The organism is Mycobacterium sp. NGS67 (genome assembly GCF_059812185.1).
In genome coordinates, this window is record NZ_JCALCF010000003.1 from 278,370 (window position 1) to 291,827 (window position 13,458).

At 65.4% G+C, this 13,458-nt stretch carries 14 protein-coding genes; 4 read left to right on the top strand and 10 right to left on the bottom strand.

Annotated features, from left to right (window positions below):
* Positions 1 to 3 precede the first annotated feature (3 nt).
* The 6 genes from AC5Y4D_RS04165 to AC5Y4D_RS04190 all read right to left on the bottom strand — a co-directional run bounded on the left by AC5Y4D_RS04165 (position 4) and on the right by AC5Y4D_RS04190 (position 5,634).
* Entirely contained in the window at positions 4 to 972 is a 969-nt protein-coding gene (locus tag AC5Y4D_RS04165) for an enoyl-CoA hydratase/isomerase family protein (RefSeq protein ID WP_499942575.1), read from the bottom strand.
* Between the two features lie 36 nt (positions 973 to 1,008).
* Entirely contained in the window at positions 1,009 to 1,845 is an 837-nt protein-coding gene (locus tag AC5Y4D_RS04170; RefSeq protein ID WP_500036454.1) for a mycofactocin-coupled SDR family oxidoreductase, read from the bottom strand.
* Complete coding sequence (locus AC5Y4D_RS04175) at positions 1,842 to 3,047, bottom strand: cytochrome P450 (protein WP_500036455.1); 1,206 nt, start codon at positions 3,045 to 3,047, stop codon at positions 1,842 to 1,844. Before AC5Y4D_RS04175 ends, AC5Y4D_RS04170 begins: the two co-directional genes overlap by 4 nt.
* A 123-nt stretch (positions 3,048 to 3,170) precedes the next feature.
* Positions 3,171 to 3,857: a TetR/AcrR family transcriptional regulator gene (locus AC5Y4D_RS04180; protein ID WP_499942871.1), complete on the bottom strand. Its 687-nt coding sequence runs from the start codon at positions 3,855 to 3,857 to the stop codon at positions 3,171 to 3,173.
* Between the two features lie 84 nt (positions 3,858 to 3,941).
* Positions 3,942 to 4,178, bottom strand: a complete 237-nt coding sequence (locus AC5Y4D_RS04185; protein WP_499942581.1) for a hypothetical protein — start codon at positions 4,176 to 4,178, stop codon at positions 3,942 to 3,944.
* A gap of 229 nt (positions 4,179 to 4,407) precedes the next feature.
* The gene (locus AC5Y4D_RS04190) at positions 4,408 to 5,634 is read right to left on the bottom strand and encodes an FAD-dependent oxidoreductase (RefSeq protein WP_500036456.1); all 1,227 of its coding nucleotides are present in this window, start codon (positions 5,632 to 5,634) and stop codon (positions 4,408 to 4,410) included.
* Positions 5,635 to 5,745: 111 nt separating this feature from the next.
* Between AC5Y4D_RS04190 and AC5Y4D_RS04195 the strand changes: the two genes are divergently transcribed.
* The 3 genes from AC5Y4D_RS04195 to AC5Y4D_RS04205 are packed head-to-tail and all read left to right on the top strand — an operon-like array spanning position 5,746 to position 8,854.
* Positions 5,746 to 6,399, top strand: coding sequence for a TetR/AcrR family transcriptional regulator (locus AC5Y4D_RS04195; protein ID WP_500036457.1), 654 nt, complete (start codon positions 5,746 to 5,748; stop codon positions 6,397 to 6,399).
* Complete coding sequence (gene fadD1, locus AC5Y4D_RS04200; protein ID WP_500036458.1) at positions 6,396 to 7,976, top strand: fatty-acid--CoA ligase FadD1; 1,581 nt, start codon at positions 6,396 to 6,398, stop codon at positions 7,974 to 7,976. The genes AC5Y4D_RS04195 and fadD1 overlap by 4 nt, the downstream gene beginning before the upstream one ends.
* Positions 7,976 to 8,854, top strand: a complete 879-nt coding sequence (locus AC5Y4D_RS04205) for an NYN domain-containing protein (RefSeq protein ID WP_500036459.1) — start codon at positions 7,976 to 7,978, stop codon at positions 8,852 to 8,854. The genes fadD1 and AC5Y4D_RS04205 overlap by 1 nt, the downstream gene beginning before the upstream one ends.
* Here the strand turns inward: AC5Y4D_RS04205 and AC5Y4D_RS04210 are convergent.
* Genes AC5Y4D_RS04210 through AC5Y4D_RS04220 form a run of 3 tightly spaced genes read right to left on the bottom strand, consistent with a single transcriptional unit; the run spans position 8,851 to position 11,200 of the window.
* Positions 8,851 to 9,525 (bottom strand): hypothetical protein, encoded by a 675-nt coding sequence (locus tag AC5Y4D_RS04210; protein WP_500036460.1) that lies wholly within the window; start codon positions 9,523 to 9,525, stop codon positions 8,851 to 8,853. The genes AC5Y4D_RS04205 and AC5Y4D_RS04210 overlap by 4 nt on opposite strands.
* A 23-nt stretch (positions 9,526 to 9,548) precedes the next feature.
* Entirely contained in the window at positions 9,549 to 10,346 is a 798-nt protein-coding gene (locus AC5Y4D_RS04215) for an SDR family NAD(P)-dependent oxidoreductase (protein WP_500036461.1), read from the bottom strand.
* A 32-nt stretch (positions 10,347 to 10,378) separates the two neighbouring features.
* Positions 10,379 to 11,200, bottom strand: coding sequence for a class I SAM-dependent methyltransferase (locus AC5Y4D_RS04220; protein ID WP_500036462.1), 822 nt, complete (start codon positions 11,198 to 11,200; stop codon positions 10,379 to 10,381).
* A 138-nt stretch (positions 11,201 to 11,338) separates the two neighbouring features.
* Here AC5Y4D_RS04220 and AC5Y4D_RS04225 point away from each other — a divergent pair, with 138 nt between their 5' ends.
* The gene (locus AC5Y4D_RS04225) at positions 11,339 to 12,121 is read left to right on the top strand and encodes an SDR family oxidoreductase (RefSeq protein ID WP_500036463.1); all 783 of its coding nucleotides are present in this window, start codon (positions 11,339 to 11,341) and stop codon (positions 12,119 to 12,121) included.
* Positions 12,122 to 12,123: 2 nt separating this feature from the next.
* Here AC5Y4D_RS04225 and AC5Y4D_RS04230 read toward each other — a convergent pair whose 3' ends face one another.
* Entirely contained in the window at positions 12,124 to 13,392 is a 1,269-nt protein-coding gene (locus AC5Y4D_RS04230; RefSeq protein ID WP_500036464.1) for an amidohydrolase family protein, read from the bottom strand.
* Positions 13,393 to 13,458 lie beyond the last annotated feature (66 nt).

A 13,458-nucleotide genomic window follows, 5' to 3' on the forward strand; every position in this document is an offset into this window, starting at 1 on the left:
CGATCAGGGCTTCTGACGACCCGATCGGCTCAGCCGCCACTCCGGGGGAAAGTTCATGTCGTTGTCCTTGACCACATTGTTCAAACCCTTCTCGAAGGTGCCGGCGGTCAGGTCGACCTCTTGCGCATCGTTGGCGATCATCGGCAGCATTCCTTCCACCATGCCGGTGAGCAGGCTGCCGAAGTATTCACCCTTGTGCTGCTTGTAGAGCTCCAGGAAAGTCTTCTGCACGGCGACGGTGTCGGTGGGGCGGGAGCGCGAACAGGCGAGGGCGTATTTCTCGGTCTCGGCTTCCAGCTTGTCGCGGGGCACCACGCTGTTGACGAACCCGCAGTCGTACATCTCCTTGGCGCTGAACGGCCTTCCGGTGAACAGCATCTCGGAGAACTTGCGCAGCCCCATGGTTTCGGCCCACCACCATAACCGCGGACCCCAGCCCACGTAGCGGAAGGCGGGGTGACCGAAAAGCGCGTCGTCCGAAGAGATCACCAGGTCGGCGTCGCCAGCCTGGTAGAAGTGCCACCCGTAGCAGTAACCCTTCGCTTCGATGATGCTGATCTTGCGTAGTTCTTGAAGCGGGCGGTTTCCGGCTCGTGCCTTGGCGTAGAAGTCGGTGACGGTGGACAGGTACCGGTACGACCCGCCCGGTGGGTATTTGACATCGTCGTCGTTGATCGCGAGTTCGTGCAACAACGGCATCCCCGGGTTCTCGAGCATCCCGCGCTGTTCGGGCAAATCCCCGCCACTGCCGAAATCCTCGCCCTCACCCCGGATCACCACCACCTTGACGTCGTCGTCCACGTTGCATTTGTGGATCAGGTCGGCGTAGTTCTGCCGCATGCCCAAGGTGGTGGAGTTCTGGGCGTCGGGACGGTCGAAGGTGATGTAGGCGATCCGGTTCTTCACATCCTTTTCGAACTTGATGTACTGCTCGGCTTCCTTCTTCATCTCTTCGTAGTCGTATTCGGGCATGGGTTCTCCAGTTCTGTTGCGTGGTTGAGTCAGGGATTACTTGAGCAGTGCGCCCGCGTCGACGGGCAGCGAAACACCGGTGATGTAACGGGATTCGTCTGAGGCCAGGAACAGCACCGCGTTACTGATGTCGACGGCCTCCACCCACGGCACCGGCAGCGTGTGCGTCATCTGGGAGAACGGCGCGAAGTCCTCGGGTCCGGGATTTTCCAGGTCCGGCCGAAACAGCCGAAACGTCACCTCGTTCATCGTCATTGGGGTGTTGACCTGGCTGGGGTGCACCGAGTTCACCCGGATCATGTGCTGACCCAGTTCGACGGCGAAGCTGCGCATCAGACCCATCACACCGTGCTTGGCGGCGATGTAGTGTCCGGTGTAGGCAAGCGCCTTGTGCGACCCGACCGAGCCGGTCAACACGATGGAGCCGCCCCGCTTGCCGGCGATGATATGTGGCACACCGGCTTTCACGGTTTTCCAGACGCCGGAGAGGTTGACGTCGATCATGTCCTGCCAGACGTCCTCGCCGATCTTGTGCAGCTTGTTGCCGAAGGTGCCGATGCCTGCGTTGGCCACGACGACGTCGAGCCTGCCGAGTTGCTCCACCCCACCGTCCACCGCCGACTTGAGGGCGTCGTAGTCGCGGACGTCGACCTGGGCGGTCACGATGCGCCGGTCGAGTGCCTTCACCAGGTCGGCCGTCTCGGCGAGATCGTCGGGCGTGGCATGAGGATAGGCGAGATTCTCGACGGGCCCGCAGATGTCGACCGCGATGATGTCGGCGCCTTCCTGGGCCAGGCGCACCGCGTGACTGCGGCCCTGGCCGCGCGCGGCGCCGCTGATGAGCGCCACCTTCCCTTCGACCCGACCGGTCATCGAGACACCTGCGCCGGCATGGATTCCCAGCCTCGCACCGTCGACGTCGGGCTGAGATGCGCGTTCGTGAGATCGACCTCCCACTCCGGGAAGCGTTTCAGGATTTCCTCCAAAGCAATACGTCCTTCCAGGCGAGCTAGGGCCGATCCCAGGCAGAAGTGGGTGCCGACGCTGAAGGTGAGGTGCGGACGAGCGGGGCGGTGAATGTTGAATTCGTCGGCGTCAGGCCCGAATTGGCGCGGATCCCGACATGCGGCGCCGATCAGCATCATCATCACCGAGCCCTCCGGCACCGTCTGTCCGTGCCAGGTGACGTCTCGGGTCACGTACCGCGAAACATGCGGAGCGGGCGGCTCGTAACGAAGCAACTCCTCGATCGCCTGCGGGATCAGTCCGGGATCCTGGGCGAGCTCGCGACGCTGGTCGGGATGCTCGGCCAATACCTTGCCCGCCCAACCGATCAGCCGGGTCGTCGTCTCGTTGCCCGCTCCGGCGACCACGTTGAGATAGACCAGGATTTCGTCTCGCGTCAGGTGCCGCGTGGTGCCGGATTCGTCGACGAACTCGACGTTGAGCAGTTCGGTCATGATGTCGTCGGACGGATTGTCTGCGCGCCAGTCGATATAGGCCGCGAACTGCTCCCCCACCGACACGCCCTGTTCGGCAGCCCGCATCGGTTGGCCTGCTTCGGTGCGCAGCTGGGCGTTGCCCCGGTCGCGGATATATTCCTGATCGTTCTCGGGAATCCCCAACAGCGCGCTGATCACCTTCATCGGCATCTGAGCCCCAAGGTCGGTGACGAAGTCGAACTGGCCGGTGCCGATACAGGGATTGAGGCACTGCGCGCAGAAGTCACGGATCATCGGCTCGAGTGCACTGATCTTGCGCGGGGTGAACATGCGCGACAACAGCTTGCGGTGCACGTCGTGAACCGGCGGATCCTCGAAAATCAGTAATCCCGACGGGATGTCGAGGTTGGCCTTGATCAGCTCCAAGATCGCACCGCGCGCGGAACTGAAAGTGGCGTGGTCGACGAGCGCCTTGTTCACATCGGCGAACCGGCTCAGCGCAAAGAAGTCGAACTGCGCGTTGTAGTAGAGCGGCGCCTCTTCCCGCAGCCGCGCGAACATCGGGTACGGATCGGCGATCAGGCCGACGTCGTAGGGGTCGAAGCGGACCTGGCTGTCGGTGCTTGTCGTCACGAAAGCTCTCCTACCACTGGCGTTTTGACCCGACCCGGGCTGCGGGCGAGGTCATAGAAAGCCATTCTCTATACTCGTAGAGAACCACACGCCGGGTGCCGTGGCAAGACCGAATCCGCGCATCTAACCCGGTGCTTTGGTGTTGCGGCGGCGCGGCGGCGGGGGGTCGCCGGCACCGGTCAATTGGCCCTTCATCGGGCTTTTGAGAACACCGCTGGCGATGGCCGCCAGGATCCGGTCGAGTTGCTCTGCGCTGTCGATGATTCGGTCGCCGTGGGCGAAGCGCAGCAGCAGACCGTTGATGAAGGTCAGCGTGACGTTGCTCAGATCTTCCACAACGGCCGATTCCAGCTCCGCCCCATGGGGCATCAGTTGCACCAGGATTTCGCGGTGCAGCTTGGTGAACGCGTCGGTTCCCTGGGCCAGCGTGGCCGCCAACTGAGGATCACGCGCGGCCTGCATCGTCAGCTCGTATCTGGCCCGGGTCCGGGACAGTTCCGGCTCCCGGCCGGACTGGATCACTACCTGCGACAGCAACGAAGGCGATCGCTGCGCGCGGCCGGCGTCGGGATCGTCGGCCACGGACTGCAAGTTCGCCAGATCCAACTCGGCCAGGCGTTCGGCGACCGCGAGCAACAGCGCGGACCGGGTCCGGAAGTAGAAAGACGTCGTCCCGGCGGGCACCGCCGCTTTGCGGTCGACCTTCAGATGGCTGAGCCCCTTGGCGCCGTCATCGGCCAACAACTGGATCGCCGCGTCGCAGAGATCACGGCGGCGCTCGGCGGGATTGGGTTTGCGGCGCTTATCCACGGCGCCGTCGACGGGGTTGTCGCACGGGTGCACTCTACATTAGTAGAGCCACCCTGCGACAGATGTGCGTTGATCAGGCCGAACTCAAGTGCAGGGAATGCCGTGCGGTCCGCCGATCCAGTGTCCAGGCGGCGACTGCCACGGGCAGTATTGCTTGACCTGACCAGGCGCAGGCTTCCATCCGTCGACCTGACCCGGCGGAATCGGCGGGGGTCCCGGCACGTGCGGTTTCGCTGACGCCGTCCCGATGCCCATTCCCATCGACCCGGCGACCAAAGCGCCGCTGATCAGGGCAGTTCCAGTGATCTTCTTGATGTTCATTACCGTATTCCCTTCGGCTCATTCAGCGGTTGCGACGAGCCTTGTATTCGTGGGATACCCGAATGATCCGCGGCCGAATCGTGCCGGGATGGCGTGCCACCTGGTGGTCGAGATCGAGGGTCCACAACGGTCGTTGGCATCGGCCGGGGGTGAGTCCGATCGACCGGCTGCGGCCGTGCGCCGGCTGCTCCCGGAAATTCGTTGAAGGATCAGAGGATTCGCGTAGCGTTCACGGACGGCGCGCGAAGGCCGGTGCATGCTCGGGCAGCACACCCACCCCGATGAAGTATGCCGGCACCACCGACAGCCATGGCAGCCGTTCGATCACCCGGAACAGCGCAGCGGGCGGTGCGGGGTCCTCGCCGCGCAGCAGCGGGCCGAGCAGCCCCCGGTGCAGCATCCGCTGCACGAATTGGGTTGTCGCGGTGGGAAACACACGGCGTCGCCGGACCGCCGCCAGGTGACGGCCGGTGACCCGACGTCGTAGCAGCGGCTCGGCCAGAATGGTGGCGGCAGCCACGGCGTCCTGTACCGCCAGGTTGATCCCGACTCCCCCGAGCGGGGACATGGCGTGAGCGGCGTCACCAATGCACAGCAACCCGTCGCAGTGCCAGCGACGCAGTCGATTCACCCGGACGTCGAGGTGCTTGACGTCGTCCATCGACGCGAGTCCGTCCACCGAGTTCGCTGAACCAGAGGCCTCGGGCACCAACTCGGCGACGTCGCGACGGAAGGCCTCGATACCCTGCGCGCGCAACTGGGCGTCGGTGCCCTTGACTCCGATGTAGGCGATCTGGAAATAGCCTTCGCGCGGGATGACACCCAAAGCCTTGCCCGGGCCGGTGCGCGGCAGGAAGGAGAACTCCGTGTCGTCGTCGCGCGGCAACTTGAACCACCACACGTCGAACTTCACCGGATAGTCGTGGGCGGGCAAACCGGCTTCCTGACGCGCGATCGACCAGCGGCCATCGCAACCGACGGTGAGGTCGGCGCGGAGTTCGCCCGGCCCGTCCGGGCCTCGGTAGCGGACTCCGGCGACTCGGCCCCCGTCCCGGATCAACCCGGTGACCTCACTGTTCATCCGCAGCGTAAAGGTGGGTTCGGCGCCGGCTGCCTCGGCGAGCAGGTTCAGCAGGTCCCATTGCGGCACCATCGCGATGAACGGGTGCGGTTGACGCAGCCGCTCGAAGTCGATGTAGGTCACCGAGCGTCCGTCGGATCGGAAAGCGGCCTTGCGCACCTCGGTAAAGGGCAAGGCCGAGAACGACTTCCACAATCCGAGCTCGTCGAGTAACCGCATCGTCGAGCAATGCACGGTGTCACCACGGAAGTCGCGCAGGAAGTCACCGTGCTTCTCCAGCAGCGTGACGTCCACACCCGCACGCGCCAGCAGGAGACCCAGGACCATGCCCGCCGGGCCGCCCCCGATGATTGCGCACGTCGTCTTCTCCGCCATTGCCGCAAGCATAGGCGGGCACTGCCCGAATGCGGTCCCGTCTACCCCCATCCGCCGGCGTTGTCATAACATCACATCCGCAATGTTTTCCACCTCGGTGTCCGCGCGATGATGTCGCGGCGAAACGCTCCGACCCGGCCGGCGCACGGCAATCAGATCAGGGCCCAGCGCACCCGCGCGATGGTGATCGACGTGACCGTCCAGATCCTGCTCAGCGAAGGCATTGCCGCGGCCAGCGGCAGGCACATCGCCGACACCGCCGGGGTCACCTGGGGAGTGATCCAATACCATTTCGGCGACCGCGACGGTTTGTTGATGGCGGTGGTAGACCGTGGTTTCGCCGAATTGCTGGACGCGCTGAAATCGTTGCCGCCCGCCACGCCCGGCACTCCGACGCGGGAGCGGGTGAGCGCAGTGGTAACCGCTGCCTGGCAAGCGATGTCGAGCCCCACCGCACGCGCGGCGACCGAGATCCTGATCGGCACCCGCGCAACCCGCGGCGCCGCGGCGACCGGGCACATCAAACGTCTGGGCAAGGCTTTCAGCACGCTGGGCGCGGAGCTGGACCGCGACCTGGACCCCACCCAGAGCGCGGCCATCGGTGGGCACCTGCTGACCACGTTGCGCGGCATGGTGGCCAACCAACTGGTCATGCACCGTCCGGTCGACACCAGCAAGGAACGTCGCGTGCTCGTCGACATCCTCAGCAGCTACCTCGAGCTGCAGCACAGCGCGACCCGACTACGGACGGAACCGAATTCATGAGCGACACGATCCAGGCACTGCTGCGAGAGCGGCTGTCAGACTCCGCGATTGCAGTGAAATACGGTGAGCTGCAATGGACTTGGAGTCAGTACCTCACCGAATCGGCGGCGCGGGCCGCGGCCCTGCTGGCGGCCGCCGATCCGGACCGTCCCATGCACATCGGGTCGCTGCTGGCCAACACGCCGGACATGCTGACGCAGTTGGCGGCCGCCGGGCTCGGCGGTTATGTCCTGTGCGGACTGAACACCACGCGGCGGGGTGAGGCGCTGGCCGCCGATGTGCGGCGGTCGGACTGCCAGATCGTCGTCACCGACGCCGAGCACCGAGGGCTGCTGGACGGGCTGGACCTGGCCGGGGCACGGATCCTGGACACCTCGACAGCGGAGTGGACGGACATGGTCGCGGGCGCCGGCCCGCTGGTCCCCCACCGTGAGGTCGAGATGATGGACCCGTTCATGATGATCTTCACGTCCGGGACCAGTGGCAACCCCAAAGCCGTGCAGTTTCCGCACCTGATGCCGGTGTTCTCCGGGCGCAACCTGGCCGAGCGCTTCGCCCTGACTTCTGCAGACACCTGCTATGTGTCCATGCCGCTGTTCCACTCCAACGCAGTGGTCGCGGGATGGGCGCCCGCAGTGGCCTCCGGCGCTGCCATCGTGCCGGCGAAATTCTCGGCGAGCCAATTTCTCGACGACGTCCGCCGGTACGACGTCACCTACATGAATTACGTCGGCAAACCCCTGGCCTACATCCTGGCCACACCTGAACGCGACGACGACGCTGACAACCCGTTGCGAGTGGCGTTCGGTAACGAGGCCAACGAGAAAGACATCAAAGCGTTCGGCCGCCGCTTCGGAGCCCGGGTCGAGGACGGTTTCGGCTCCACCGAGAACGCGGTCATCGTGGTGCGCGAACCGGGCACCCCGTCGGGCTCGATCGGCAAAGGCATGGCCGGAGTCGCGGTGTACGACAGCGACACCGTCACGGAGTGCCCACTCGCCCGGTTCGACGAAGACGGTGCGCTGGCCAACGCCGACGAAGCGGTGGGCGAACTGGTCAACACGACGGGTTCGGGCTTGTTCGCCGGCTACTACAACGATCCCGAAGCGAACGCCGAACGCATGCGGCACGGCATGTACTGGTCCGGCGACCTCGCCTACCGCGATGCTGAGGGCTGGATCTACCTGGCCGGGCGCACCGCCGATTGGATGCGGGTGGACGGGGAGAACCTGGCGGCCGCACCGATCGAGCGAATCCTGTTGCGGCACAACGCGGTCAATCGGGTGGCAGTGTATGCCGTTCCGGACGAGCGGGTCGGTGACCAGGTGATGGCCGCGGTGGTGCTGCACGACGACGGCGCCTTCGACCCGGAATCCTTCGAAGCGTTCCTCGACGAGCAACCCGATCTGTCGCCCAAAGCGCGCCCGCGCTACGTCCGAATCGCTGCCGAGCTGCCCAGCACCGCCACCCACAAGGTGCTCAAACGCCAGTTGATCGCTGAAGGCACCGCGATCGGCGCGGACGAAACCCTCTGGGTGCGCGACGAGCGGGGCACCGTCTACCGAATGATCGGTTGATGACGGACGATGGCCGGGTGACCGACTCCAGCGCGACCCGGGTGGCCGTCTACTTCGACTTCGACAACATCGTCATCTCCCGCTACGACCAGGTCCACGGTCGCAGCACATTCCAGAAAGACAAAGCAAAGGGACTCGACAAGGAACGGCTGCGGGTCGCCACCGTCGACCTCGGCGCGATCATGGACTTCGCGTCCTCGTTCGGCACGCTGGTGCTCACCCGCGCCTATGCCGACTGGTCAGCGGAGGTGAACGCGAACTACCACGGCCAGCTGGTCGGGCGCGCCGTCGACCTCGTCCAGCTTTTCCCGGCAGCCGCCTACGGCAAGAACGGCGCCGACATCCGGCTGGCAGTCGACGCCGTCGAGGACATGTTCCGGCTGCCCGATCTCACGCACGTCGTGATCGTCGGCGGCGATTCGGACTACATCGCATTGGCGCAGCGCTGTAAACGGTTGGGCCGCTACGTTGTCGGCATCGGCGTGGCCGGGGCCAGCAGCCAATCGCTGGCCGCCGCCTGCGACGAGTTCGTCACCTACGACGCGCTGCCGGGGATCTCGACCGCGCCCACCACACCCCCACCACGCAAGCGCGGACGGCACGCAAGTCCGTCCGAACCCGAGGACGAGCCGCCGCCACCGGACCCGCAACTCGCGGCGACCGGGCTGCTCGAGCGGGCGCTGCGGATCGGCCAGGAAAAGGACGACGCGGACTGGCTGCACAACTCCGAGGTGAAGGCACAGATGAAGCGGATGAACCCGTCGTTCAGCGAAAAGTCATTGGGCTTCAAGTCTTTCAGCGATTTCCTGCGGTCCCGCAGTGACCTCGTCGACCTCGATGAAAGCACCACCACGCGCATGGTGCGGCTGAAGGGCTAGCTGTCGATCTCACCGGCGATCGCACGCTCGATTGCAGCGCGAGTGGCGTCGGGGAGCACGATGAGGCCGTCGAGCTCGGTGCGCGCCAACCCGTACGCATGCTGGCGTTCCTGGGCTGTCGCACCGCTGTCCGCGGCGACCCGAAACAGGCTTTGCGCCCGGGCCAGCCGTTGATTTTCCTCGGCGGAGAAATCGCTGCGCCGCCGGCGGGTCGCTTCGGCTTCCGCGGCGTTGAACGCCGTGACGTAATCCTCGACGGCCTCCAGATACTGGCGCGCGGCGTCACGATCGTCGAAGAGGTCTTCTGCCCGCAGCGGTTTGTGCAGGTCCGCACGCAGCCTCGCCTTGTGGAAGCCGGCGGTCAGCGGATCCCGCAGATCGGTCATCAGCGGGTAGTCCAGCAGGCGCGACGCGTCGAGCTCGTACTGCAACCAGCGTGCGTCGGTCTGCTCGTGCGCCTCCAGCGCGCGCCGGATCGCCCGCCAGTGCGCCGCGGGGTTTCTCGCCGAGACGCCGCCCAGGTCATCGGCACCGACGTTCTGGTCCGCGGTGTCAGCGGTCTGCGTCGCCCGACGGTTCATCGACGAGATCGCCTTGATACCGGCCGCGATCAGGCCGACCAGCGGCAGCATCAGCAACAGCAGCTCGAGTAACCGGAACAGCACTCCCACCAGGCCAGGATGCCATCACATTTTCACCGCTTGTGGGTTTGTCCGGCCGCGACTTGGTCCGCTGCCTTCACGGCTATGTTTCCGGCCAGACGTGAGGCAACTTCCGGGGCGGTGGCGGCGAACTGTCCCAGCAGTCGCTGCTGCAGTGGCGCGACCGTCACTTCGCGCCGATTGCGTTCGATGGCGGTGACCACACCGGCGCCCACCTGTTCCGGTGTCCCGGTGCCCATCAACGCCGGAGCCGGGGCGCCGGACTCGGCGAACATGCCTGCGTTGCCGATCATGCCGGGGCTGACCACCGAGACGCCGATGCCTTCGGGGCGCAGGTCATCCCGCAGGCAGAAAGCGAAGCCGCGCAGGCCGAACTTGGTTGCCGCGTACAGCGACGCGCGGGCGGTGGCCGCTTTGCCGGAGATCGACGAGATGTAGACGAAGTGGCCGGACCCGCGTTCGACGAACGCCGGGATCAGTTCGCGGGTCATCTGCACCGGCACCTCGAGATTGACTCGCAGGGCGCGGTCGACCTGCTCGGCGGTGTAGCTGTCCAGCTTGCCCGAGGCCGGCAGCGCCGCGTTGGCGACCAGCACGTCGATCGGGCCGGCCTCGCCGAGCAGAGCCAGGCCGGCGCCGGGGTCAGCGAGATCGCTGACGATCGTCCGGTGCCCGTCGCCGACGAGCGAGGCCGACAGGTCGTCAAGTTCTTGCTGTTTGCGCGAACTCAGGATCAGATGGGCGCCCCGCTCGGCGAGCGCCTTGGCGATCGCGCGGCCCAGGCCGCCGGTCGCACCGGTGAGCAGAACTGTCTTGCCGGTGAGCTGCATGACAGTGACGCTAGTCGATGGGCGGGTACGGGTCAGTAGCCGAAGCGGTTCAGCACGTCGTAGGAGGATCCGAAAATTCGCGAAAGCCCTTTGTAAATCAGACGTACCGGCCGCACCGGAATCCTGTCGTGGTCGGCGAGCACCGGCCGGCGCTCCAAAGCATGCAGTCGCGGATTCCAGGCTTCCAAAGCGCGCACGTCCCGGATTCCCCACTTGACGATTCCCTTGGTGAACACCCTGGACAACACCGGCCCGAACGGTGCGACGGTATCGAAAAGCATTTCGCCGCTGGCGAATTGATCGGTCAGGCGGCTCAGCAACTCGCGGACGTCGCGTTCGGGTAGATACATGAGGAGGCCCTCGGCGACGACCAGCGTGGGCCGTCCGGTCGTGATGTCAGTCAACCAGTGCGGGCTGGTGACCGACGAGCCGATCATGCGGTACCGGTCGGTTTCCTCGTAGAGTCGACGACGCAACGCGATCACGGAGGGTTGGTCCAGGTCGTACCAGTGCACGGACTCGGGCACGGCGAGCCGGAACGCCCGGGCGTCGAGGCCACAACCGAGATGCAGTACGACCGCGTCGGGCTCTCGTTGCAAGAACGCGGCGCACCAATCGTCGATCCGTTTGGCGCGCAGGGCGACGATATATTGATTCACCGCGGGCAGCATGGTGCGGCGCATCCGGTCGAAGTCGTAGGTGATCCGGTTCACGGCCGCGGCAGCCTCGTGGTCACCCAGAATGGTTCGCGGCGAACGGCTTTCATATGCCCGCAGGTACAGTGTCACCAGGTTTGTCCACTCCACCGATCCCCACGGGACGGCACTGAAATCGACGTGGTCCGTGTTCACCATGTCTTTCCCCTGTCAGCTCGACCCAGCGTAGCGACCTGCTCGGGTCCGGCGGCCATACATCGACTGTCATGCGTATGGTGGACCCGTGCCGGCGGGTGTGCCACGATTACCCGCGGCCGGTCCCAGATAGGAGTTTGGATGTCAAACCGATTGACCGACAAGGTCGCTCTCGTCAGTGGCGGCGCCCGCGGGATGGGCGCCGCGCACGTCCGGAGGTTCGTGGCCGAGGGAGCCAAAGTGGTGTTCGGCGACATCCTCGACGACGAGGGCAAGGCCGTCGCGGCCGAGGTCGGCGACGCGGCACGCTACCTGCATCTCGACGTCACCGACCCCGAGCAATGGGATACCGCCGTCGAGCTCGCGGTGACAGAGTTCGGCCGGCTGGACATCCTGGTGAACAATGCCGGCATCATCAACATCGGGACGTTCGAGGACTACGCACTGTCGGAGTGGCAGCGGATCCTCGACATCAACCTGACCGGTGTCTTTCTCGGCATCCGGGCGGTCGTGAAACCGATGAAGGCGGCCGGTCGCGGATCCATCATCAACATCTCTTCCATCGAGGGTCTGGCCGGCACCATCGCCTGCCACGGCTACACCGCCACCAAGTTCGCGGTCCGCGGCCTGACCAAGTCCGCCGCGCTGGAGCTCGGCCCGAGCGGTATCCGGGTCAACTCCATCCATCCCGGACTGATCAAGACGCCGATGACCGAGTGGGTGCCCGAGGACATCTTCCAGACCGCGCTGGGGCGCGCCGCCGAACCGGAGGAAGTCTCCAGCCTGGTGGTGTACCTGGCCAGCGACGAGTCCAGTTATTCCACCGGCTCGGAGTTCGTCGTCGACGGCGGCTGCGTTGCCGGGTTGGGGCACAAGGACTTCTCGGCGGTGGACACCGCCGAGCAACCCGAATGGGTCACCTGATCTCAGAAAGCTTCGGGGTCGCGCTGGATTTCGGCCGGCACCGGATGCTGATACAGCCGTGACGCGTTCTGCCAAGTGATCTTGCGGATGACGTCGTCGGGCAACCCACCGATCTGTTCGTGGATCGTCTGCTGAGTGTGCGGCCACGTCGAGTCGCAGTGCGGATAGTCGGCCTCCAGCATGATGTTGTCCACCCCGATGCGGTCGTACTGCATGAACGACGACTTGTCCTCCACCGCGCAGAACCAGAAGTTGCGCGTGAAAACCTCGGCGGGAGTCAGTCTCTCGCCCAGCGCCTGCCAGGTGCCGTACATCTCGTGGTAACTGAGCATGTGGTCCAGGCGGTCCAATAACCCCGCCACCCAACCGATTCCGCCCTCCGACAGGCAGATCTTGAGGTCGGGGAATCGGCTGGGCAGACCGGAATACAGCCAATCCACCGCCGCCGAGATCGCGTAAGCGAAGAACAGCACGCCTTGCACGTCCGGCGGGGCGTCGGCGGTCGTCGACGGTGACGAACCGGAGGACCCTATGTGCAGGTTGACGACCGTGCCGGTCTCGGCGCACGCCGCCATCATCGGGTCCCAATGCCCGGAGTGGATACTCGGCAAGCCGAGCATGGCCGGGTTCTCGCTGAACGTCACTGCGTGGAAACCCCGTTCGGCGTTCTCCCGGATCATGGCCGCACCCAGCGCCGGATCCAGCAGCCAGGGCAGTTGACACGGAATGATCCGGCCGGGATAGGGGCCAGCCCACGCGTCCAGGTGCCAGTCGTTCCAGGCCCGCACCGCGGCCAGGGCCAGGTCGCGATCCCCGGTGACCTGCTGCAGGCGCTGGCCGGCGAATCCGGGCAGGAACGACGGGAAGTTCAGCGACGCGTAGATACCGTTGAGGTCCATGTCCTTGACTCGGGCATGGATATCCCAAGCGCCCCTGCGCATTTCGTCGAATCGGACCGGTTCGAACCCGTACTCAGAGACGGGCCGCCCCACCACCGCGTTGAACCCGACGTTGGGCAGTATGTGACCGTCGTAGACCCACGTCTGTCCGCCCTCGGGGGTGTCGACGACCTTCGGTGCGCGGTCGGCGAACTTGCGCGGCAACCGCCCGGTGAAGGTGTCCGGCGGCTCGACGATGTGGTCGTCCACCGAGATGACCGTGTAGCGGCGTTGCGCCCGAGGCGGATCCGGCAGCAACGTCACCGACCGCTCGGCGCCGGTCTTGGCGGTGGTGAAGTTGAGGTCGGCGGCCAGGTCGTCGATCGATTTCATGCCGGGGTCTCCTTTAGGTGGCGAGCAGACGCAAAAGCACCCCAATTCGGTAAGAATTGGGTGGTT

What these genes read in the sequence shown, in the direction of transcription:
- AC5Y4D_RS04165 (WP_499942575.1), bottom strand. Translation starts at nt 972, where the DNA reads ATGCCCGAATACGACTACGAAGAGATGAAGAAGGAAGCCGAGCAGTAC.
- AC5Y4D_RS04170 (WP_500036454.1), bottom strand. Translation starts at nt 1,845, where the DNA reads ATGACCGGTCGGGTCGAAGGGAAGGTGGCGCTCATCAGCGGCGCCGCG.
- AC5Y4D_RS04185 (WP_499942581.1), bottom strand. Translation starts at nt 4,178, where the DNA reads ATGAACATCAAGAAGATCACTGGAACTGCCCTGATCAGCGGCGCTTTG.
- AC5Y4D_RS04190 (WP_500036456.1), bottom strand. Translation starts at nt 5,634, where the DNA reads ATGGCGGAGAAGACGACGTGCGCAATCATCGGGGGCGGCCCGGCGGGC.
- AC5Y4D_RS04195 (WP_500036457.1), top strand. Translation starts at nt 5,746, where the DNA reads ATGTCGCGGCGAAACGCTCCGACCCGGCCGGCGCACGGCAATCAGATC.
- fadD1 (WP_500036458.1), top strand. Translation starts at nt 6,396, where the DNA reads ATGAGCGACACGATCCAGGCACTGCTGCGAGAGCGGCTGTCAGACTCC.
- AC5Y4D_RS04205 (WP_500036459.1), top strand. Translation starts at nt 7,976, where the DNA reads ATGACGGACGATGGCCGGGTGACCGACTCCAGCGCGACCCGGGTGGCC.
- AC5Y4D_RS04215 (WP_500036461.1), bottom strand. Translation starts at nt 10,346, where the DNA reads ATGCAGCTCACCGGCAAGACAGTTCTGCTCACCGGTGCGACCGGCGGC.
- AC5Y4D_RS04220 (WP_500036462.1), bottom strand. Translation starts at nt 11,200, where the DNA reads ATGGTGAACACGGACCACGTCGATTTCAGTGCCGTCCCGTGGGGATCG.
- AC5Y4D_RS04225 (WP_500036463.1), top strand. Translation starts at nt 11,339, where the DNA reads ATGTCAAACCGATTGACCGACAAGGTCGCTCTCGTCAGTGGCGGCGCC.
- AC5Y4D_RS04230 (WP_500036464.1), bottom strand. Translation starts at nt 13,392, where the DNA reads ATGAAATCGATCGACGACCTGGCCGCCGACCTCAACTTCACCACCGCC.